This window comes from Xanthomonas sp. WCS2018Noco2-27 (genome assembly GCF_031843525.1).
Classification (GTDB): Bacteria; Pseudomonadota; Gammaproteobacteria; order Xanthomonadales; family Xanthomonadaceae; genus Xanthomonas.
In genome coordinates, this window is sequence record NZ_JAVTIK010000004.1 from 235,060 (window position 1) to 255,103 (window position 20,044).

13 protein-coding genes and 2 other RNA genes are annotated in these 20,044 nt (G+C 64.8%); 3 read left to right on the forward strand and 12 right to left on the reverse strand.

What is annotated here, in order from left to right; translation table 11 throughout:
• Window positions 1–130 precede the first annotated feature (130 nt).
• Together recQ and RQH86_RS10090 are read right to left on the reverse strand one after the other, a co-directional pair.
• A complete protein-coding gene (recQ, locus tag RQH86_RS10085; protein WP_055849142.1) occupies window positions 131–1,927 on the reverse strand; it encodes a DNA helicase RecQ in 1,797 nt (598 codons plus the stop codon).
• Window positions 1,928–2,252: 325 nt separating this feature from the next.
• On the reverse strand, window positions 2,253–2,801 hold the full coding sequence (locus RQH86_RS10090) for a Dps family protein (protein WP_055849144.1): 549 nt from the start codon (window positions 2,799–2,801) through the stop codon (window positions 2,253–2,255).
• Between the two features lie 105 nt (window positions 2,802–2,906).
• Between RQH86_RS10090 and hrpA the strand changes: the two genes are divergently transcribed.
• Window positions 2,907–7,019, forward strand: coding sequence for an ATP-dependent RNA helicase HrpA (gene hrpA, locus RQH86_RS10095; protein WP_311240131.1), 4,113 nt, complete (start codon window positions 2,907–2,909; stop codon window positions 7,017–7,019).
• A 298-nt stretch (window positions 7,020–7,317) separates the two neighbouring features.
• Here the strand turns inward: hrpA and RQH86_RS10100 are convergent, their stop codons facing one another.
• Complete coding sequence (locus RQH86_RS10100; protein ID WP_311240130.1) at window positions 7,318–9,954, reverse strand: TonB-dependent receptor; 2,637 nt, start codon at window positions 9,952–9,954, stop codon at window positions 7,318–7,320.
• 126 nt (window positions 9,955–10,080) lie between these two features.
• Here RQH86_RS10100 and RQH86_RS10105 point away from each other — a divergent pair.
• Window positions 10,081–10,157: non-coding RNA, sX9 sRNA (locus RQH86_RS10105), on the forward strand.
• A gap of 43 nt (window positions 10,158–10,200) precedes the next feature.
• Here the strand turns inward: RQH86_RS10105 and RQH86_RS10110 are convergent.
• The 9 genes from RQH86_RS10110 to pqqA form a co-directional block, all read right to left on the reverse strand.
• Window positions 10,201–11,235, reverse strand: coding sequence for a glucokinase family protein (locus tag RQH86_RS10110; RefSeq protein ID WP_311240129.1), 1,035 nt, complete (start codon window positions 11,233–11,235; stop codon window positions 10,201–10,203).
• Between the two features lie 463 nt (window positions 11,236–11,698).
• The gene (locus RQH86_RS10115) at window positions 11,699–13,189 is read right to left on the reverse strand and encodes a PhoPQ-activated protein PqaA family protein (RefSeq protein WP_311240128.1); all 1,491 of its coding nucleotides are present in this window, start codon (window positions 13,187–13,189) and stop codon (window positions 11,699–11,701) included.
• 346 nt (window positions 13,190–13,535) lie between these two features.
• Window positions 13,536–13,611, reverse strand: a non-coding RNA gene (locus RQH86_RS10120) — sX9 sRNA.
• A gap of 61 nt (window positions 13,612–13,672) precedes the next feature.
• On the reverse strand, window positions 13,673–14,185 hold the full coding sequence (locus RQH86_RS10125) for a hypothetical protein (protein WP_055849156.1): 513 nt from the start codon (window positions 14,183–14,185) through the stop codon (window positions 13,673–13,675).
• A 63-nt stretch (window positions 14,186–14,248) separates the two neighbouring features.
• Window positions 14,249–15,376, reverse strand: a complete 1,128-nt coding sequence (gene pqqE, locus RQH86_RS10130; RefSeq protein ID WP_311240127.1) for a pyrroloquinoline quinone biosynthesis protein PqqE — start codon at window positions 15,374–15,376, stop codon at window positions 14,249–14,251.
• The gene (gene pqqD, locus RQH86_RS10135; protein ID WP_311240126.1) at window positions 15,373–15,651 is read right to left on the reverse strand and encodes a pyrroloquinoline quinone biosynthesis peptide chaperone PqqD; all 279 of its coding nucleotides are present in this window, start codon (window positions 15,649–15,651) and stop codon (window positions 15,373–15,375) included. Before pqqD ends, pqqE begins: the two co-directional genes overlap by 4 nt.
• Window positions 15,648–16,400: a pyrroloquinoline-quinone synthase PqqC gene (gene pqqC, locus RQH86_RS10140; RefSeq protein WP_311240125.1), complete on the reverse strand. Its 753-nt coding sequence runs from the start codon at window positions 16,398–16,400 to the stop codon at window positions 15,648–15,650. Before pqqC ends, pqqD begins: the two co-directional genes overlap by 4 nt.
• The gene (gene pqqB, locus RQH86_RS10145; RefSeq protein ID WP_311240124.1) at window positions 16,397–17,296 is read right to left on the reverse strand and encodes a pyrroloquinoline quinone biosynthesis protein PqqB; all 900 of its coding nucleotides are present in this window, start codon (window positions 17,294–17,296) and stop codon (window positions 16,397–16,399) included. Before pqqB ends, pqqC begins: the two co-directional genes overlap by 4 nt.
• A gap of 81 nt (window positions 17,297–17,377) precedes the next feature.
• Window positions 17,378–17,458 carry a pyrroloquinoline quinone precursor peptide PqqA gene (gene pqqA / locus RQH86_RS10150; protein ID WP_002812057.1) on the reverse strand — a complete coding sequence of 27 codons (81 nt, stop codon included), beginning with the start codon at window positions 17,456–17,458 and terminating at the stop codon, window positions 17,378–17,380.
• A 304-nt stretch (window positions 17,459–17,762) separates the two neighbouring features.
• On the opposite strand from pqqA, the gene RQH86_RS10155 reads away from it, so the two are divergent.
• The gene (locus RQH86_RS10155) at window positions 17,763–19,934 is read left to right on the forward strand and encodes a bifunctional (p)ppGpp synthetase/guanosine-3',5'-bis(diphosphate) 3'-pyrophosphohydrolase (RefSeq protein ID WP_311240123.1); all 2,172 of its coding nucleotides are present in this window, start codon (window positions 17,763–17,765) and stop codon (window positions 19,932–19,934) included.
• The last annotated feature ends 110 nt before the right edge of the window (window positions 19,935–20,044 follow it).

Consider the following 20,044-nt stretch of genomic DNA (forward strand, 5'->3'; position numbering starts at 1 on the left):
ACTCTATAGGAATGACTGGCAGCGCGTGCCAGCTCGCCTTGTGAAACTAGCAACGGCTGATTGAATGCGCGCTGTCGATTCGGCCGATTGTTGTGTCGAGACAGGCATGGCGCTGACACACGCTGTTGCATCAGCCTTGCTCGCGCACGATCTCGATCAGCTGCGCACCATAGCGGGCCAGTTTGCCGCCACCGATGCCGCCGACCCGCGATAACGCATCGATGCTGGTGGGCCGTTGCTCGGCGATGTTACGCAGCGTGCTGTCGTGGAAGATCACGAAGGCCGGCACGTTCTGTTCCTTGGCCAGTTCTGCGCGCAAACCGCGCAGCGCGTTGAACAACACCAGATCCTGGGGCTGCACCGGCAAGCCGGTGCGCTGCGCACCGCGATCCCGTCCGGCGGCCGGATTCTCGCGGCGCATCATCACCTGGCGCTCGCCCTTGAGCACCTGGCGGCTGGCGTCGGTCAGGCGCAGGCCGCCGTGGCCTTCGCTGTCGACTTCCAGCAGGCTGGCGGCCACCAGCTGGCGGAACACGCCGCGCCAGGTGCGCTCGTCCAGGTCGCGGCCGATGCCGTAGGTGCTCAGTTGATCGTGGCCAAGCTGTTTGATGCGCTCGTTCTCGCTGCCGCGCAGGATGTCGAGCAGGTGACCGACACCGAAGCGCTGCCCGCTGCGGTACACGCAGCTCAGCGCTTTCTGCGAGGCCACCGTGGCATCCCACGCCGCTGCCGGGGTCAGGCAGTTGTCGCAGTTGCCGCAGGGTTTGGGATAGGTCTCGCCGAAACCGGCCAGCAGTACCTGGCGGCGGCACTGCATGGATTCGCAGTAGCCAAGGAGGTGATCGAGCTTGGCGCGTTCCAGACGCTTGCGCTCCTCGGCCGCTTCGCCCTGTTCGATCATCTGCTTGAGCAGCACCACATCGCCCAGGCCGTAGCAGAGCCAGGCTTCGGCCGGGTCGCCATCGCGGCCGGCGCGGCCGGTTTCCTGGTAGTAGCCCTCCAGCGATTTGGGCAGGTCCACATGCGCCACGAAGCGCACGTCCGGCTTGTCGATCCCCATGCCAAAAGCAATCGTGGCGGTCATGATGATGCCGTCCTCGCGCAGGAAACGGCGCTGATTCTGCGCACGCACTTCGGCGGGCAGGCCGGCGTGATAGGGCAGGGCGTTGAAGCCTTGCGCGCACAGCTGCTGGGCGGTTTCTTCGACCTTGCGCCGCGACATCGCATAGACGATGCCGGCCGAGCCGCGATGGCGGGTGAGGAACTCCTGCAGCTGTTTGCGCGCGTTGTCCTTCTGCACCACGGTGTAGCGGATGTTGGGGCGGTCGAAGGAGCTGACGAAGTGGCGTGCGTCCACCAGATCCAGACGCTCGGCGATCTCGCGCTGGGTGGGCGGGTCGGCGGTGGCGGTCAAGGCCATGCGCGGGATGTGCGGCCAGCGCTCGTGCAGCACGGTGAGCTGGCGATATTCGGGGCGGAAGTCGTGGCCCCATTGCGACACGCAATGCGCTTCGTCGATGGCGAACAACGCGATGCGGCTGCGTTCCAGCAACGACAGGAAGCGCTGGGTCAACAGGCGCTCCGGTGCGACGTAGAGCAGATCCAGATCGCCTGACAGCAGGGCGCGTTCGACCCGTTGCGCGTTTTCCGCATCCAGCGTGGAATTGAGGAATTCGGCGCGCACGCCCAGCTGGCGCAGGGCTTCGACCTGGTCCTGCATCAGCGCGATCAATGGCGACACCACAATGCCGATGCCGTCGCGCAACAGCGCTGGCACCTGATAGCACAGCGACTTGCCGCCACCGGTGGGCATCAGTACCAGGGCGTCGTTGCCGGCAGCGACGTGTTCGACAATGGCTTGTTGCGGGCCGCGGAAGTCGTCGTAACCGAAGACGCGGCTGAGCAGTTCGTGGGCGGGGGAAGACATCCGCCTAGGATACCGTGCGGGTCAAGCCCTGGTCGGTGTCATGCCGGCAGTGTTGCGTACTGGCTGGTCGGGGAACGCCGCGAGGTGAGGGCGGTTGATCAGCGGTGTGTGAGGTCTTGTGAGGTTGAGCTGGATGAAGCTTCGCACCGTACCCTCACCCCAACCCCTCTCCCGGAGGGAGAGGGGCTCAACAACTGACAGCACAAAGCACCCCCTGAGTCAGGGGGCGCGTCGAAGGCGCTGGGTGCGGCAGGCAGTGAGCAGGCGCCCAAGGCTTCGGCGCAGCGAAACCTTGGGCAAACCCGCAGGGGCCCAGCCCAAGGGGTTACTGCAGCAGCGAGCGCAGCATCCAGGCGTACTTTTCGTGGGTCTGCAGACGCTGGGTCAGCAGGTCCACGGTCGGGTCGTCTCCGGCGTCGTCGGCGGTGCCCAGTACCTTGCGCGCGGTGCGGCAGAGCGCTTCGTTGCCGCTGACCAGCTGGCGCACCATCTCCCGCCAGTCGGCGCTGTCGCTCAGGCCCGGCTCTTCCGGAATCGAGGTCAATGCGACGAACTCGCTGTAGGAGCCCGGCGCGTTATAGCCCAGGGCGCGGATGCGCTCGGCCACTTCGTCCAGCGCGGCCCACTGCTCGGTGTATTGGGTTTCGAACATGGTGTGCAGCGAGTTGAACATCGACCCGGTGACGTTCCAATGGAAGTTGTGGGTCTTCAGATACAACGTGAAGGCGTCAGCCATGTAGCGGGCCAGGCCGTCGGAGATCTTCTTGCGATCGCCGTCCTTGATCCCGATATCGATATGCGGCGCCGACGCGGCAGCGACCGGCAGGGCATCGTTGATGACGACGGGCTTGTTGGCGTTCTTTTTCTTGGACATGGGATGGCCCTTCTGAGGAAGTGGATGTCTGATGGAACAGATATGGCGTCACAATAGACAGGCTAAAGGATCAAACGTCATTCAATCTTTCACATTTTTCCATCAATGAGCGCTATCGACACCGACCTTGCCACGCTGCTGCGTGAGCGCCGCCACGCCGTGGATGGCGCAATGAGCCGAGACCGGGGCCGCCTGCTTGGCCTATGGTCGCGCTGGCAGGGCAAACCCGGCAACCCGCAGCTGCGCGACGCGTTCGAGCAGGCGCTGGCGGCGTCGCTGACGCAGCGGCGGGCGCGTGCCGAGCAGCAGCCGGCAATCACGCTCGACACGCAACTGCCGATCGCACGCGAAGCCGAGCACATCATCGGATTGATCCGCGACCACCAGGTGGTGGTCATCGCTGGCGAAACCGGCTCCGGCAAGACCACCCAGCTGCCCAAGCTGTGTCTGGCCGCCGGGCGCGGTGCCGCAGGCATGATCGGCTGCACCCAGCCGCGCCGGATCGCCGCGCGTGCGGTGGCCGCGCGGGTGGCCGACGAGCTGAAGACGCCGTTGGGCACCGTGGTGGGCTTCCAGGTGCGCTTCACCGACCGGGTGAGCGAGCAGTCGCGCATCAAGTTCATGACCGACGGCATCCTGCTGGCGGAGATCGCCAGCGACCGCTGGTTGTCGGCCTACGACACCATCATCGTGGACGAGGCGCACGAGCGCAGCCTCAACATCGACTTCCTGCTCGGCTACCTCAAGCAGCTGCTGAAAAAACGCCCTGATCTCAAGTTGATCGTGACCTCGGCGACCATCGATACCGAGCGCTTTGCACAGCATTTCGACAATGCGCCGGTGATCAATGTGGAAGGGCGGACCTTTCCGGTCGAAGTGCGCTATCGCCCGCTCGAAGGCGAAAGCGGCGGCGACGATGCGCAGGATGCCGGCCGCGACGGCGAGCGCAGCGTCAACGATGCGATCGTGGCGGCAATTGACGAGATCACCCGCATCGATCCACGTGGCGATGTGCTGATGTTCCTGCCGGGCGAGCGCGAGATCCGCGATGCGCATCATTCGCTGGAAAGGCGCAAATACCGCGAGACCGAAGTGGTGCCGCTATATGCGCGGCTGTCGGCGGCCGACCAGGACCGCGTGTTCAATCCAGGTCCGCGCCGGCGTCTGGTGCTGGCCACCAACGTGGCCGAAACCTCGTTGACGGTGCCACGCATCCGCTATGTGGTGGATCCGGGCTTTGCGCGCGTCAAGCGCTACAGCCCGCGGCAGAAGCTGGACCGCCTGCATATCGAGCCGATCTCGCAGGCCAGCGCCAATCAGCGCATGGGCCGTTGCGGGCGGATCGCCGAAGGCATTTGCTACCGGCTGTATGCCGAAGCGGACTTTGCCGCGCGGCCGGCGTTTACCGATCCGGAAATCCGGCGCGCGTCGTTGTCGGGCGTGATTCTGCGCATGCTGCAACTGGGGCTGGGGCGGATCGAAGACTTTCCGTTTCTGGAAGCGCCCGACGAGCGCGCGGTGGCCGATGGGTGGCAGCAGCTGCTGGAGCTGGGGGCGATCGACGCCGAGCGCCGTCTGACCGCCATCGGTCGGCAGATGGCGCGCCTGCCGGTGGACGTCAAGCTGGCGCGCATGCTGGTGGCCGCGCAGCAGCACGGCTGCCTGCGCGAGATGATCATCATCGCCGCGTTCCTGGGCATCCAGGACCCGCGCGAACGCCCGCCGGAAGCGCGCGAGGCGGCCGACAACGCGCATGCATTGTTTGCCGATGCGCGCTCGGAATTCGTCGGCATCCTGCGCCTGTGGGACGCGTACCGTCAGGTGCACGAAGACCTCACACAGTCCAAGTTGCGCGATTGGTGCAACCGGCATTTTCTGGGCTTTTTGCGCATGCGCGAGTGGCGCGAGCTGCATCGGCAGTTGCGCCTGTTGTGCGAAGAACTCGGCTGGAGCGAAGAGCCGGCCAACGTGATGCTGGTGCCGTTGCTGGCGGGCGCCAGCGCGCCAGCGCGCGAGGATGGACATAACGCCAACCGGCCGACGCGTGGGCAGCTGCATCGCGCTGCGCGTCTTGCGCGCGAAGGCAAACCCGATCCGACTGCGCCACCAACGCAATCCGCTGCGACGGCGTCGAACAAACAGGCTGAGGCCGCTGAAGGCTCGGCGCGTGCGAGCGAGCGCGAACGCGCTGCCGCGTACCAATCGCTGCACCGCGCGCTGCTGGCGGGCCTGCCCACGCAGATCGGCCATCGCACCGAAAAGGGCGACTTTCTGGCGGCGCGGCAACGCCGGTTCGTGCCGTTCCCGGGTTCCGCACTGGCGCGCAAGCCACCGCCGTGGATTCTTGCGGCCACCTTGCTGGACACGCAAAAAGTGTGGGGCATGACCAACGCCGCGATCGAGCCGGATTGGGCCATCGCCGAGTTGCCGCACCTGCTGGCACGCAAGCATTTCGACCCGCATTGGTCGCGCGCACAAGGGCAGGTGGTGGCCTCGGAGCAGATCAGCCTGTTCGGGCTGGTGCTGGCGCCGAAGAAGCCGGTGCATTTCGGCAAGATCGACCCGGCGGCCGCGCACGATCTGTTCGTGCGGCAAGCCCTGGTGACCGGCGAAATCAACACGCGCGCTGCGTTTGTGGCTGACAACCTCAAGGTGCTGGAGCAGGCGCGCGAGGAAGAAGCCAAGCTGCGCCGTGCCGGTATCGTGGCCGACGAAGGCTGGCAGGCGCGCTGGTATCTGGACCGCATTCCGGCCGAGCTGCATTCGGCCAGCGGCCTGGATGCATGGTGGAAAACCTTGCCGCCAGACAAGCGCCGCGGCCTGCACTGGACCTTGAACGATCTGCTGCCTGGCGAAGGCAGCGAAGCCGATCGTTTCCCGAAGTATTTCCCACTCGGCGATGCGCGGCTGCCGTTGCAGTACCGCTTCGAGCCGGGTGCGATCGATGACGGCGTCACCCTGGACGTGCCGCTGCACCTGCTCAATGCGCTGGACCCGGCGCGCCTGTCATGGCTGGCGCCTGGCTTTGTCGCCGACAAGGCATCGGCGCTGATCCGCAGCCTGCCCAAGGTGCAGCGGCGCAATTTTGTGCCAGCGCCGGATTTCGGGCGTGCGTTCTACGAGGCCTACAGCCTGCCGTCGGCCGACGATATCCGTGGCGAGCTGGCGCGCTTTCTGTCCAAGGCCACCGGTGTGCAGGTCGCGGCGCTGGATTTCGAAGAAGAATCGCTGGACACGCATCTGCTGATGAACCTGCGTCTGCGCGACGACGATGGCAAGGTGCTGGCCGAATCGCGCGATCTGGACGGGCTGCGTGCGCGCTTCGGCGAACGCGCTGGGCAGGCGTTTGCTGCGCGTGCCGGGCGCGCGTTGGCTGCGGAAGGATTGCGCGATTTCCCCGCCACGCCGATTCCCGAACAGGTCGCCGGCGAGGCCGGTGTGCCGGCGTACCCGGCCCTGGTGGATCAGGGCGACGATGCTGCCTTGCGTATCTTTGCCGATCGCAACGACGCCGCGCAGGCGCATCCACACGGCGTGCGTCGCCTGCTGGAAATCGCGTTGGCCGACAAGATCAAACACGCGCGCAAACAGTTGCCGGTCTCGCCCAAAACCGGTCTGCTGTACGCAGCGATCGAATCGCAAGAGCGCCTGCGTGGCGATCTGGTCGATGCCGCGCTCAATGCGGTGCTGGCCGATGGGCTGGGCGCGATCCGCGACCCGGGTGCGTTTGCACAACGCCGCGACGACGCGATCAAGCGCCTGTTCGGCGAAGCGATGGAACGGCTCAAATTGGCCGAGAGCATCCTGGGCGCCGTGGCCGAGCTCAAACCGCTGCTGGAAGCGCCATTGATGGGCTGGGCACGCGGCAATCTGGACGATATGGAGCAGCAGTTGCGCGCGCTGGTGCATGCCGGCTTTCTGCGCGACACACCGGCCGAGGCGCTGGCCAGTTATCCGCGCTATCTCAAGGCGATGATCCTGCGGACCGAGCGTGCCAAGCGCGACCCGGCGCGCGATCAGTCGCGCATGCTCGAGCTCAAGCCGTTTGTGGATGCGTTGGGCGATGCGGCTGCGCGTGGCTTGCAGCAACGTGCCGACTGGCAGGCGCTGCGCTGGGATCTGGAAGAGTTGCGAGTGTCGGTGTTCGCGCAGGAGCTCGGCGCCAGATCCGGCGTGTCGGCGAAGAAATTGTCGCAGCGGGTGGCGGCGTTGCGCTGATGAGTTGTCGGCGGATTGCGTACGGCTGCTTGCAGTCCGCTGCAGCGTGATCCGTTCGCGCTTACCTGGCGAGTGATGGGCCAGGTGTTTGGCCGCCGCAATGGCATGTCGGTCGCGTGCCTTGCCATGCGTGACGTGACGTGACGTGTAGATCATGTTGCGTGGACTAGCCATGCGTGGCGTCCGCCACGTATGGCCAAGCGGTACTAGTCGATGCAGGTTTCCAACGCACCCCGCGCGTGCGGCCACATGGCAGTGGCCGCACCCACGAAGACGCCAGCGTCAGAACGTCACAGCCTCAGAACTTCACGTGCAAGCTCGCCATATAGCGTCGCCCGCTTTTGTAGCGGCCAGCCAGATGGTCCTTGTCGCCGAGATACTGCAGATACTCTTCATCCAGCAGGTTCTGCCCATCGATCTGCAGCGACCAGTTCGGGCTGAATGCATAGCCGATGCTGGCGCCGAGTTCGGCGTAGTCGTCCACGCTGGCCGGTGCCGCACCGGCCACATAGCCGCCGGCGAGATAGCTGTCGCGCCAGTTGTAGGTCAGTCGCGCGTTGAGCGGGCCTTTCTCAAAGTACGGGCTGAAGGCCACGCTGTTGCGTGACTGGTACGGCAGCGCATCGCCGGTGTTGTTTTCGCCGTTGGCGTAGGTGTAGTTGGCGGTCAGGCCAAAGCCGCTGTCGCCAAAGGGTTGCTGGAACGAGAGGTTGAAGCCCTTGACCTTGCCGTCGCCGGCATTGCGCGGCCGCTGCACGCTGTAGTCGCAGTAGCCGTCGGCGGTACAGCCGTTGCTGCCGAGTAATTGCGCCCAGCTCTGCGGTGCGGTATCGCGCAGCGCGTTGTATTGACGTTCCACGCTGGCACTGGTGTCGATGTAGTTGTCGATCTTTTTGTAGAACACCGACCACGCCACCACCGATTGCTGTGCGAAGTAATACTCGGCCGATAAATTGAAATTCCACGATTCATATGGCGACAGCTCGGCGTTGCCGCCGCTGCCGGTCAGCGTGGTGTCGTTGAGGAAGGTGTTGTTGACCATCTGGTTGTAAGGCGCCCAGGCGATCACCTTGGCAGCGGCAAAGCGGAACACCCAGTCCTCGCTGGCGTCGTAGGACACGGTCAGCGACGGCAGCAGAAAGTCCTCTTTGCGGGTGCGCGTCTGCCACAGGCTGTCGGCGTTGGCCAGCGACGGTGTGCCGCTATAGACAAAGCCGCTGCCCTCGGTCTTGGAGTCCACATAGCGCACGCCCAGATTGCCGCGCAGACCGCCAGCGGAGAAATTCAACTGCGCGTAGGCGGCGTTATTGGTCTGCTCCAGCGCCCAGCTGTTGTTGAGATAACTTGCCGGATCCGGCGCGTTGTAATCGACCGGGCTGTTGCGGATCCAGTTCAGCACATTGTTGCGCCCGGCCTGCACGTGCTGGCCGTGGTCGGGATAGAAATCCTGCAGGTCGGTCAGACCGATCGTGCCAACATCGGCCAATGTGCCAGGGGTCACTCCGCCGTAGACGTTGAGCTCGAAACGTTCCTCATGTTTGCCATGACGCACGCCCAGCAGCAGCTGGTTGAACACGCCATCGAACTGCACATCCAGATCCAGTTGGCCGTAAGTGTCCTTGCTCTCGGTGGAGAAGATGCCGTTGTTGCCGAACCAGCCGCCGGCCGAGCCCCAATTGGCCGGGTCGCGTGCGCGCGCAGGGTCGTCGAACTGGATGCCACGGCGCGTGTCCCAACGGAAGCCGCCGTTGTAGAACGGCTCGATGAAGTATTGCGACAGATCCTTGTTTTCGGATTTGCTTTGTCCCACCTGTCCCTTCACACCCCAGCCATCGCCGCGGAACGCGCCGCGCAGATCCAGGCCTTTGGTGGTGACTTCCGATTCGCGCACGTTGTTGTCGTAGATCACCGTGCCGCCAAGTGGATCGGCATTGGCGCTGGAATGACCGCTGGTCACCACGCCGTTGCGCACATCGCCGAGCTGGTCCACCGCGGCCACCGTGCCGGCATTCCAGGTCAAAAAGCTGTACATCGACTGGTTGTAGTTGTCGAACTTCTCGTTGATGTACACGCCGCTCAGATTGAATTCCAACGCGTCGCTGGGCTTGAGTTGCAGGTTGACCACTGCGCTGTCGCGCTCGCGGTCCTGCTGAAACCACGCAGCGTTGATCGAGTTGGGTACGTCTGCATCGGCCGGAACCGTGCCTGCGGCGTTGGCGAAGGTGCTGGCAGGCGCATAGCCAAATACTTCCATGCCGCGGCGGTCCACGCGTTCTTCATAGTGCTGCGCGGACACGGCAATGCCGAAGGTTTCTGCGGGATTTTTCCAGCTATAGAGCAGGGCCGCATTGGGATTGCCCTTGCTGGCCTGGTCGCTGTAGCTGTAGCCGATGGAGCCGGCGATCTCGTTGGCTTTCAGATCCAGCGGTTGGCGCGTGTGCATCAGCACCGTGCCGCCGAGGCTGCCTTCGGTCAGCCGCGCTTCGGAAGACTTGAGGATCTCCACGCGGCCCAGGATCTGCGGCGCCAGCAAGGTGTAATCGAATCCGCGGCTGGGCTGCTCGCCGTACAACCAGATCGCCTGCGCCACCGGGTGGCCATCCAGGAACGACAGATTCAAGCTGGGGTCGGTGCCGTCGATGCTGACGCGCTCGCCCTGGCCGAAGCGTCGGTCCAAGGTGACGCCGGGAATCTGCGACAGCGCTTCGGCCACATTGGTGCTGGGAAACTTGCCGATGTCCTCGGCAGTGATCGCTTCGGAAATGCCGGTGTTGTTACGCTTGGTATCCAGCGATTTTTCCAGGCTGGCACGGATGCCGACCACCTGGACGGCGTCCAGCTCGGTGGCTTGCTGGCCAGGGCTGTCCTGGGCTTGCGCGGTGACCGCCAACGACAACGCAATCGCACTGCACAGCAGGGTGGTGCTGTATTTCATGATGTCTCTCCTCATCACGCACAGGGATGGATGGCGGGCCGTGGCTCGCCGGATGCGGGGGCTGAAAGTAGCTAGCAAAACTACTGTGCAGCCGCCAGGCGGGCGCGGCCGGTGCTCGGAATCCTCATGTACCCCTCGTACACGCCGGTTCTGAGCGCGCCGTCCACACCCACCTGACGACTGCTCGCTACGTTTTGTTAGCCACTTTTAGTAACCGCACGTTCGGGAAAACGCGCGGTGAAACGCTTACGACACGTCAGCGTGGTGTTGCAGATACCAATTGGCGGCACCGAGCACGCCCAGCTGCCCGTGCTCGACCAGCTTGACCGGGATGCGTTCGAGCACCGCGCGCATGTTGCCCTTGTCGAGAAAGCGCGCGCCGAACGTGCTGGACGCCAGAAAGTGTCCGATCGTCGGCAGGATGCCGCCGGCCAGATAGATGCCGCCGGCAGCGCCGTAGGCCAATGCCATGTCGCCGACGGCGTGGCCGAGCAGGGCGCAGAACACGTGCAGGGTTTCGTGCGCCAGTGCGTCGTCTTCATGCAATGCCGCATGCGTGATTGCCGCAGGCTGCTGATGACGTTGCGGCGAACCGTGCAGCGCACACACCGCGGCATACAGCCGCAACAGTCCAGGGCCGGACAACACGTGCTCGAGCGGCAGATAGTGTTGGTCGCGCAGCAGGATGCGCAGCAACTGCTGTTCGTGCGCGTGCGTGCTGGCCAATGCGACCTGGCCTGCTTCGGTCGCCAGCACGATGGGGCGCGGCTTGGCATCGATCCACACCGCCGCGCCCAATCCGGTACCGGGGCCGACCACCAGCATTGGCCCGGCGCTGCGTGCATGCCGCGGCGTGGGGCCGCTCAGTTGCAGCACCGCACGCGCTTCCATCTGCGGCGCCGCATAGGCGACCGCTTCGAAGTCGTTGACCAGATGCACGTTGCGCAGTTCCAACGCGGCGCGCAGGCGGTTGGGCGAGATGCTCCATGGCAGGTTGTTGCTGATGAAGCTGCCGTCGTCCAGCGCAACGCCAGCGCTGGCGATCACGACTGTCTCGACACGGCTCACCTGCGGCAGGAAGTCGGCCAGGATGGCGTCCAGGCTGGCGTAGTCGCCGCAGCGATAGGTGCGGTAGTGGGCAAGCGCAATCGCTGCGCCCTCTGCCTGCAGCACGTGGCCAAGACGCACATGCGTGCCGCCGACATCGGCCGCGATAAAGCCGGTGGCCGCAGGAGCAGCAGGCGTGGCAGAAGCGTGAGCAGAACGCGAAGTCGCAGCCACATGCAGTCCTTAGTCCGTCTGATCAGCCGATGCCATCAGCGCGTAGCGGCCTGTTTAGAAGTTGGTGACAACGATGTCAATGGTCCAGTCGGGTTGGATCGATCTTGTTGGCAGGCTCAAGTGCAAAAACCGTGCTTTGGACCGGTTCTATGCGGACTTCATTGCGCAAAGTGGACAAGACGGTGCAGTCGGTACGTTTGCAGTTGGCGCGGTGACGGTGTGCAGGCGTGCTCAGCTGGTTCGCATGCATGCGGTGGCCGTGAGGTGCGAGTCCACCGACCACCTGTCTTATTTGGGGGTGCTACACGACATCGCGAACTACTGTCTGGTGAAGCCGAAGCCATTGGCATGCCCAACGTCACGCAGCATCACTGCCGTTTGCGGATCAAGGTTGGCTATGGACGATGCTGAACGGCGCGCCGCGCGATGCGTTGCCCGCGCTCCCTGCAACAGCAATCACCGTTCAACCCGCAGCAGCGCGACTCGCAATGCCGGGCAACGTGCTGCACGCGGCATTGTCGGTGGGCGGTGCTGTAGAGGGATATTGCTGCTTGCCAAGCACATAGGTCTGGCTGGTGGCGACGAATCCGTCTGCATAGGTGGCTTCGACGAAATAGGCGCTCCAACCGGCATCTGGAATCTGCACCGGCACCGAGACGGTGTTGCCGCGTGCAAGCGCAATCGGGGTGGCGTGGTAGCGGATGCCGCAGGCATAGCGGAAGTCGCGCGCCTGCGGATTGGTGGCCGCCCACAGCCGCACTTGCGTCGGTCGTTCCGACGAGCGGAAGCGAATGTGCGGTGCGTCGCCTGCGCGCAACGTGTCGCTCACATTGGGGAGCGAGCGCTGCTGCTGCAGCCGCGCAAGAAACGGCACCAAGCTATCGACGATCGATGTGCGGATGCCGTTGTGCGCGCTGTTGGGCACCATGCGCAAGGCCTTGCTGCCAGGCAGCGCGTCATAGAAAAACTGCGTGTTGTCTGGCAGAAAAAAATCATCGCCGCTGGCGTTGACGATGTACTTGGGCACCCTCAAGCGCTTGCGATAGGGCGTGTGCAGATAACTCAGCGGGTCCTGCAGTTGCACCAGTTGCGCGAACGCCGGGGTCTGCAATTGCGCGGTGATTCCCTGCTTCGCATAGGCGTTGAATGCAATCGGCCAGTTGCCGCCGTATGCCCGATACATGTGGTCCAGCACGGCCGGCATGTTGAGGATGTCGATCACGAACGGCACCACAGCGTCCACGCGTGGGTCGGCGATGGTGGCGTGCCAGCTGGCCCAGCCGCGCTTGGAGGCACCGGCAAGAATGAAGCGATGGATCTGCAGCGGTGCCAACTCGCGCTCGGCCAGACTCATGGTGCGCGCGATCGCCGCGGCCATCGGTACATGCAGCGGCATGGTCTTGCGCTGCTGTGGCGATTGCAGAAACAGCGACCAACTGTAGGCGACGCTGTCGTCCTCGCGGCGCGGGGCGGCATCGCCCTGATACTGCAGCGCCTGATTGGGGATGTCGCTCAGCGCGATGACCACGGTGCGGCTGCGTTGCGCCAGCGCCGCCAGCGCTTCCGGCGGCAACTCGCTGGCCGGCTGCGCCGCACTGCCGGCGACCGGGTGACGCGTGCCATTGGTGGAGATCAATAACGCGCGCGTCGGCAGCGCATCGGCGGGCACATACATCGCCACGTCATGCTGCCAGGTGGCCGGGGTGACGAGCCCTTCAGGCGACCACGTCTGCGAGGTCAACAGGTAGTCGCGCCGCTCGACACCGGCGATGCGGCTGGTGGCCCCTCGCGTGTAGACCAGCGGCTGCTGTTCTACTGCATCGCGATAGCAGATCAGGGCCTGATCAAACCCGACCTGGGGCGCGGTGGCGCAGCGTTCGGTAGCAGTGGACGCCAGTGCTGGCCCTGCGATCAAGGCCAGCAATGCAATCCCGCAGCGTGTCATCAGGCGCATCGGCATTCTCCGTCAGCGGCGCTGGGGGGCAGCGCGATCAAGGGCCCGGCCCGCGCCAGATGCGCAGATCAAGCCTGTTGTCGGTGGCCAGTCTGGCACGTAGGACGCATCCATCCTTTGCAGTGCCCACACCAGATGCCGGCGAAAACGAAGTCAAGCTTGTCGGCGAACAGAGGCCGCTGCATTGATTTACCAGCTTCTCGCAGAAGCGCGCTTACAAGCGATCGGACAGTGCCGGCCAGTCTTCATCGCACATCCGCGCGCGCCGACGAGGGCGGCTGCGTTTCTCTGCTTCTGCAGCACCTTTCCGCCATCCGCACTGCTTGTACGGGCTAACCCTTGCAAGGGCTAAAAAACGCGGCGAGCGGTCGTCAGGGATGCATTGACGGCGTACTCAGCACCGAAGCGTACGACTGGCCCATGCCGCACCGAGCACCGGCTACGCCCGCCTGACGGCGAGCGCAGTCGTTTTGTTGGCCGCGCTTACTTGATCCGCCGCACCTTGGCCGGGGTGTTGTACCCCTCGATCTGCAGATACCACACGCCGACCAGGCCGGGCTTGATCTTGACCTTGGGAGCCTCCTTGCGCACGCCGGAGAGGCTGGCCACATCGGTCTGTTCCCATTCCTGACCATTGGCCAGCGTATAGACACGGCCTTTGGAGAAGCCCTTGAACTCGCCGACGATGTTGCTCTCGATCGGCTCCTTGCTGCCGAAGTCGAAGAAACCACGGTTCTTGACGATGATTTCCTGGCGGCCGGCTTCCTTGGCCTGTTCGACCACGACGGCGGCTTCCTTGGCGACCTTGCCCTGCAGCCAGTCGTTGAGCGCGGCCAGTTCGCTGGCATCGAGCTTGTCCAGGCCAGCAGCCTTGAACTGTTCGGCGCTCATCTGCGACTGCAGATCGCCGTGGACTGCGCGCTGCGCCAGGGCCGGGGTGGCGGTCAATGCAAGAGACAGGCAGACCAGCAGGGGAATGCGGCGCACGAGCGACATGGAAGCCATCCGACAGGGAAGAGGTGGCTAGTGTAGACGCTGTGCCGTGCCAGCCGACGCCGGTCAGTCCACGCGGTCGGCAGTGGCCGATGGTGCCTGCGCGGAGCGGGCGGGGCGGCGATAGATGAATTCCGGCGCCGACGCAGCCGCCTCGGTGTCGGCAATCGCGCGCACCTGCGCATGGTCGGGCGAGCGTTCGCAGACCGGGTCCAGCGTGGCGGCATCGCCGCTGAGCGCCAGCGCCTGGCAGCGGCAACCGCCCCAATCGATCTCGCGTTTAGGACACTCCTGGCAGACCTCGGGCATCCAGGCGGTACCGCGAAACCGCACGAACGCCTCGCCGTTGTTCCAGATATCGGCCAGCGAGCGCTCGCGCAGGTTGTCGAAGCGCATGCCGTCGATGGTTTCGGCCGCGTGGCAGGGCAGCACGTCGCCGCGCGGAGAAATATTGACGAAGCGCTGGCCCCAGCCCCCCATGCAGGGCTTTGGCAGGCGCGCGTAGTAGTCGGGGGTGACGAAGTCGATCGCCAGACGGTCGCCGAGCTCGCGCCGCGCGGTTTCCACTGCGGTAATGGTGTCCATCAGCTGCTCGCGGCTGGGCATCAGCGCAGCACGATTGCGCAGGCCCCAGCCGTAGTACTGGGTGTGCGCCACTTCGATGCGCTCGGCCTGCCATTCCAGCGCCAGCGCAATCATGCCGGGCACGCGGTCGGCGTTGTGCCGGTGCAGCACTGCGTTGAGCGTGAGCGGCAGGCCGCGTGCACGCACAGCGGCGGCAAAATCGCGCTTTTTCGACAGGCTATTGCGATACCCGGCGATGCGGTCGGCGCCGGCCGGGTCGACGTCTTGCACGCTCAGCTGCACATGCTCCAGTCCGGCGGCTTGCAGTTGGTCCAGCATCGGTTCGCCGCCGGCCACGCCGGAGGTGATCAGGTTGCTGTACAGCCCGAGCTCACGCGCATGCGCCACCAGCTCGGGCAGATCCTTGCGCAACATCGGTTCGCCGCCGGAAAAATGCGCCTGCAGCACCCCCATGTCGGCGGCCTGCTGCAGCAGCGAGCGCCAGCCGGCGGTATCCATTTCTTCGCGTAGTGCCGCCAGTGCAATCGGGTTGGAGCAATACGGGCATGCCAACGGGCAGCGATGGGTTAGCTCCAGCAGGACCGACAGCGGTGGCGGTGCAGTGTTCATAGCCGCAACAGGCGTTTCTGATGCAGGGTGGTGGTGAGTTCGATCACATCCACTTCGATCTCGGCGGCGTCGGCATCGAACTCTGCGGCCAATTCCTGCGCAATTTGCGCCAACGAGCGCGCGCCATCGAAGCGCTGCGCCACCACCTGGGCGATCTCGTCGAGTTCGACCACGCGTTCGGGCGCAAGCAGCACCCACTGGTCGCGTGTGCGGTCGTGCTGCAGACGCACGCCTGCGCGCAGTGCCGGCTGACTCTCGCGGTTAATGTCGCTCACGCAGCGGCCCGGCGGGCGTCGCGGTCGGGCACGAACGCGTCCGGCCATACGATGCCTGGCGTGACATACGCCACGTGCAAGGCATCCAGCTGCGCCCACAACACCGAACATTTGAAATGCAGCGCGGCCTTGACCAGCTGCTGTTTCTCGACCGTATCGGCGTGCTGCTTGACGTAATCGAGCGCGAAATCCGAATCGCGCGGTGCCTCGGTCAGGCGATGCTCGAAGTACGCCAGCGCCTCGGACGAGACGAAGTCGTAGTGCTTGAGCATGCCGGCCACGCGCTGGCCGATGATGTTGGGCGCGAACAGTTCGGTGAGCGAGGAGGCAATCGCTTCGAGCAGGCTTTTTTCGCGGACGAAGTGCAGATAGGCCTGCACCGCAAACCGCGTGCCGGGCAGCAAGGCGCGACCGGATTCGACCAGGCCGCGATCCAGGCCCAGCGCGTCGGTCAGATGCAGCCAACGTGCGATGCCGCCATCGGTGGCGCTATTGCCGTCGTGGTCGAGGATGCGCTGGCGCCAGATTCGCCGCAGCGCCGGGTCTTCCATGCGCGCCAGGATTGCCGCATCTTTCAGCGGAATGCAGCGCTGGTATTCGAAGCGATTCAGCGCCCAGGCCTGCACCTGGCCGCGATCGAGCTTGCCATGGTGCAGCAGCGCATGAAACGGGTGCTGGTCGTGATACAGGCGTGCGCCGATAGCGCGCAGGTCCGCTTCCAGTTGGTCGGGAGTGAGCAGGGCGGTCACAGCGTGATCTCCAGGCCGTCGTGGGCAACGTCCCAGCCGCTGGCACGCGCACTGGCGTATTCCGGCGAGTGGATGTCGAGCACGGGATTGGTGGTGTTGAGATGGATGAAAATCTTGCGCGCTACATTTAACGGGGCGAACGCAGCGATGGTGCCGTCGGCGCCATCGATACTCATGTGGCCCATGCGCTGGCCGGTCTTCTGGCTGATGCCAAGTTGCACCATCTCGTCGTCTCGCCACAGTGTGCCGTCGAAAAAGACCAATTCGGCTCCTTGCAGGAGCGCACGCAGTGCATCGGTCATCGCCGCGCAGCCGGGGATGTAGTGCACGCGGTGCTGGCCATCGTCGATGGTGAGCCCGAGGGTTTCTTCGTTGGAGCCGGCCAGATCGCCGCCGCTGCGCGATTCCATGAACAGCGGCACCTTGCCTGGCACCGAGAATGGCGTCAGCTGCAGGCCGAGCAGCGACACCGGCGTGTCCAGCGCAAATGGCTGGCGCGTCACGTATTTTGGATTCACCGCGTCGAAGATGGGGTTTTGCGCCAGCAGGTCCAGCACGCGACTGCTGGCATGCAGCGAGAAGGCCTGGCTTTCGCGCATCGACAACAATCCGGCGATATGGTCGATCTCGCCGCTGGTCAGCAGCACCGCTTCGATCGGCGAATGGCGCAGGCCGTGCTGCGGCCATAGCGCAGGTGTAGCAAGAATCTGCTGACGGAAATCGGGGGACGCATTGATCAGAACCCAACGCTCGCCGTCGGCACTGACCGCGATGCTGGCTTGGGTACGACGTTGGGCACCGTCTGCTTGTTGCCAGGCCCGCTGACTTGCGGGTGTATGGCAATTCCACTGCGGGTGCCCACCGCCGGCCGCCGATCCCAAAACGATGATGCGCATGGAAACTGTTACCTACTCTGCCGGCAGTTGCCGGTCATGCATCAAAAGGAAGGGCGGCTGGTGCGATTGAGACGTGCCGGATCAAAACTCGCCAGAGACGTAGCAGTTGATTTCGGCGCCACAGTTGACTTCACGAACGACAGGCTTCTTCCAGGTCTTCATCGGCTACCTCGCAGTGGGTGGAAAAACGCCGTCGCGGCGTAATGCAGCGATGACGTGAGCCGAGCATAGGCAGCCGATTTATTCCAATTGTAAAGAGCTTGTAAAAAGCCGGCATTGCGTCGCAATTGGCACGCCGCGCGAGCGCCTATCCATCGCAGAGCGGTTGCGAATCAAGACCTTGGCGGGTGAACCGACCATAAGCGCAAACATGCCGCCGGCCGGCATTTGCGCCGAAATTGCGCGTTGTAGAGAAGGTGACGCGCACGTTACCGTAGCTGTCAGACCCCAGTGATCGCCGGCCGCCGTGTCCACCGTTGTGACCAGTTCCTCATTCGAACGCCTGCATGCCTTGCTGCAGCGCCCGGCCGTTGCGTCGATCGCACCGGCATTACGCGATGCATTGGCGCAGGCCTGGCAGGAGGCGCCGCCCGCGCAGGCAGACAGCGTGCCGTGGGCGCTGCTGGCCGACACGTTAGACGTGCTGGCGTCGCTGGCAGCCGACGAGGCCACGCTGATTGCGGCCTTGCTGTTCGATCTGCCGGCATTACGCGGTGCGGTGGCCGGCTTGCCCTGGCAACCGGCGGAGCGGCGCGTGGTCGTGGAAGGATTGCTGGATGGCCTGGATGCGGCCGATCAGGTCTGGGCGCTGCATGCCGGACGCGAGGCCGGGCGCAACAGCGAGGGCTTGCGGCGCCTGCTGTTGTCCATCATCCACGACCTGCGCGTGGTGCCAATCCTGCTGGCGCGGCAGCTGACGCGCATGCGCGTGGGCGACCGCCTCAGCGAGGAGCAGCGCCGCGCGCTGGCCCAGCTCACCCGCGACATCCATGCGCCGCTGGCCAACCGTCTGGGCATCTGGCAGGTGAAGTGGGAGCTGGAAGACCTGGCCTTCCGGCACCTGGAACCTGATACCTATCGCCGCATCGCGCGCGAAGTGGACGAAACCCGGGTGGCGCGCGAGCGTTACATCGAGGCGGTCAAGCGCACCTTGTCGAGCGCATTGGCAGAGCAGGGCCTGCGCGCAGAGGTGAGTGGGCGGCCGAAGCACATCTACAGCATCTGGCGGAAGATGCAGAAAAAGCGGCTGTCGTTCGACCAGCTCTACGACGTGCGCGCGGTGCGCGTCATGGTCGACGACGTAGCGGCCTGCTACGCGGCGTTGGGCGCGGTGCATTCGCTGTGGGCACCGGTGCCCAGCGAGTTCGACGATTACATCGCCCGGCCCAAGGCCAACGACTACCGTTCGCTGCATACCGCGGTGGTCGGGCCGGAAGGGCGCACGATCGAGATCCAGATCCGCACCCACGAGATGCATGCCCAGGCCGAGCTCGGCGTGGCCGCGCACTGGAAGTACAAGGAAGGCGGCAAGGGCGCCGAAAAGGCGTTCGACCGCAAGATCCTGTGGATGCGCCAGTTGCTGGAACAGGTGCAGGAAGGCGACCACGGCGAGTTGGCCGGTGCGCTGGATGCCGAGCTGATCGAAGACCGCGTGTATGCGCTGACGCCCAAGGGCGAGGTCATCGATCTGCCGCAAGGCGCCACCCCGCTGGATTTTGCGTACCACGTGCACACCATGGTGGGGCACCGCTGCCGCGGCGCGCGGGTCAACGACCGCATCGTGCCGCTGACCTATCGGCTGCGCAGCGGCGACCGCGTGGAGATCATGACCGCCAAGGAAGCCGACCCGCGTCGCGACTGGCTGCTGGCGTCCAACGGCTTTCTGGCCAGCGGGCGTTCGCGCGACAAGGTGCGCGCCTGGTTCCACAAGCTCGACCGCGCGCGCAATGTGCAGGCGGGCAAGGAGTTGCTCGATCGCGAGCTCAAGCGTCTGGGTCTGCAGCATGCCGATCTAAGCGTGGCGACGCGCAAGTTCCATGCTGAAAATGTCGACGATTTGTATATCCAGGTGGCGCTGGGCGATACCGGGCCAAACCAGGTCAGCCGTGCGCTGCTGGAAGCCGAGCGCGCGGCCTCGCAACCTGCGGTGCCGGCGCCACCGCGACCGACTGCGCGCCGCGAGAGCTTGGGGAAATCCAAATTCACCGTGCAGGGCGTGGGGAATCTGCTGGTGCAACTGGCGCGGTGCTGCCAACCGGTGGCCGGCGAACCGATTGCCGGGTATCTCACCCGCGGCCGCGGCATTACCGTGCACCGCACCGACTGCGCGGCATTGGCACGGCTGGCGGCTGCCCACCCGCAACGCGTGTTGCCGGTGGAATGGGGCAAGGCCGGCAGCGGGTACGAAGTGGATGTGCAGGTACGCGCGGTGGACCGCCGCTGGCTGCTCAAGGACATCACCAACCTGATCGCGCAGGAAGATGCCCACGTGCTGGAAATCAACAGCGACAACGTGCGCGACACCGGCAGGGCGCAGTTGCGGTTGCGGCTCAAGGTGAGCGACTACGACCAGCTGTCCGCGCTGCTTGGCAAACTGGATGCCTTGCCCGGCGTGAACGAGGTGCGGCGACTGGGCTGAGCGCGATCGAGCGGCGTTGCGTGTTCCTGGCGAATGCTGCTGGTGGTTGAGGTGGCGCAGATCATCTTGGGGTGGCGCAGAGCATCGGCTGACTCTCGGTGTGCTGCGCT

Coding starts and splice junctions, on each gene's coding strand:
- RQH86_RS10090 (WP_055849144.1), bottom strand. CDS start 2,801: ATGTCCAAGAAAAAGAACGCCAACAAGCCCGTCGTCATCAACGATGCC.
- hrpA (WP_311240131.1), top strand. CDS start 2,907: ATGAGCGCTATCGACACCGACCTTGCCACGCTGCTGCGTGAGCGCCGC.
- pqqA (WP_002812057.1), bottom strand. CDS start 17,458: ATGAAGACCTGGAAGAAGCCTGTCGTTCGTGAAGTCAACTGTGGCGCC.
- recQ (WP_055849142.1), bottom strand. CDS start 1,927: ATGTCTTCCCCCGCCCACGAACTGCTCAGCCGCGTCTTCGGTTACGAC.
- pqqE (WP_311240127.1), bottom strand. CDS start 15,376: ATGAACACTGCACCGCCACCGCTGTCGGTCCTGCTGGAGCTAACCCAT.
- pqqB (WP_311240124.1), bottom strand. CDS start 17,296: ATGCGCATCATCGTTTTGGGATCGGCGGCCGGCGGTGGGCACCCGCAG.
- RQH86_RS10115 (WP_311240128.1), bottom strand. CDS start 13,189: ATGCGCCTGATGACACGCTGCGGGATTGCATTGCTGGCCTTGATCGCA.
- RQH86_RS10100 (WP_311240130.1), bottom strand. CDS start 9,954: ATGAAATACAGCACCACCCTGCTGTGCAGTGCGATTGCGTTGTCGTTG.
- RQH86_RS10125 (WP_055849156.1), bottom strand. CDS start 14,185: ATGTCGCTCGTGCGCCGCATTCCCCTGCTGGTCTGCCTGTCTCTTGCA.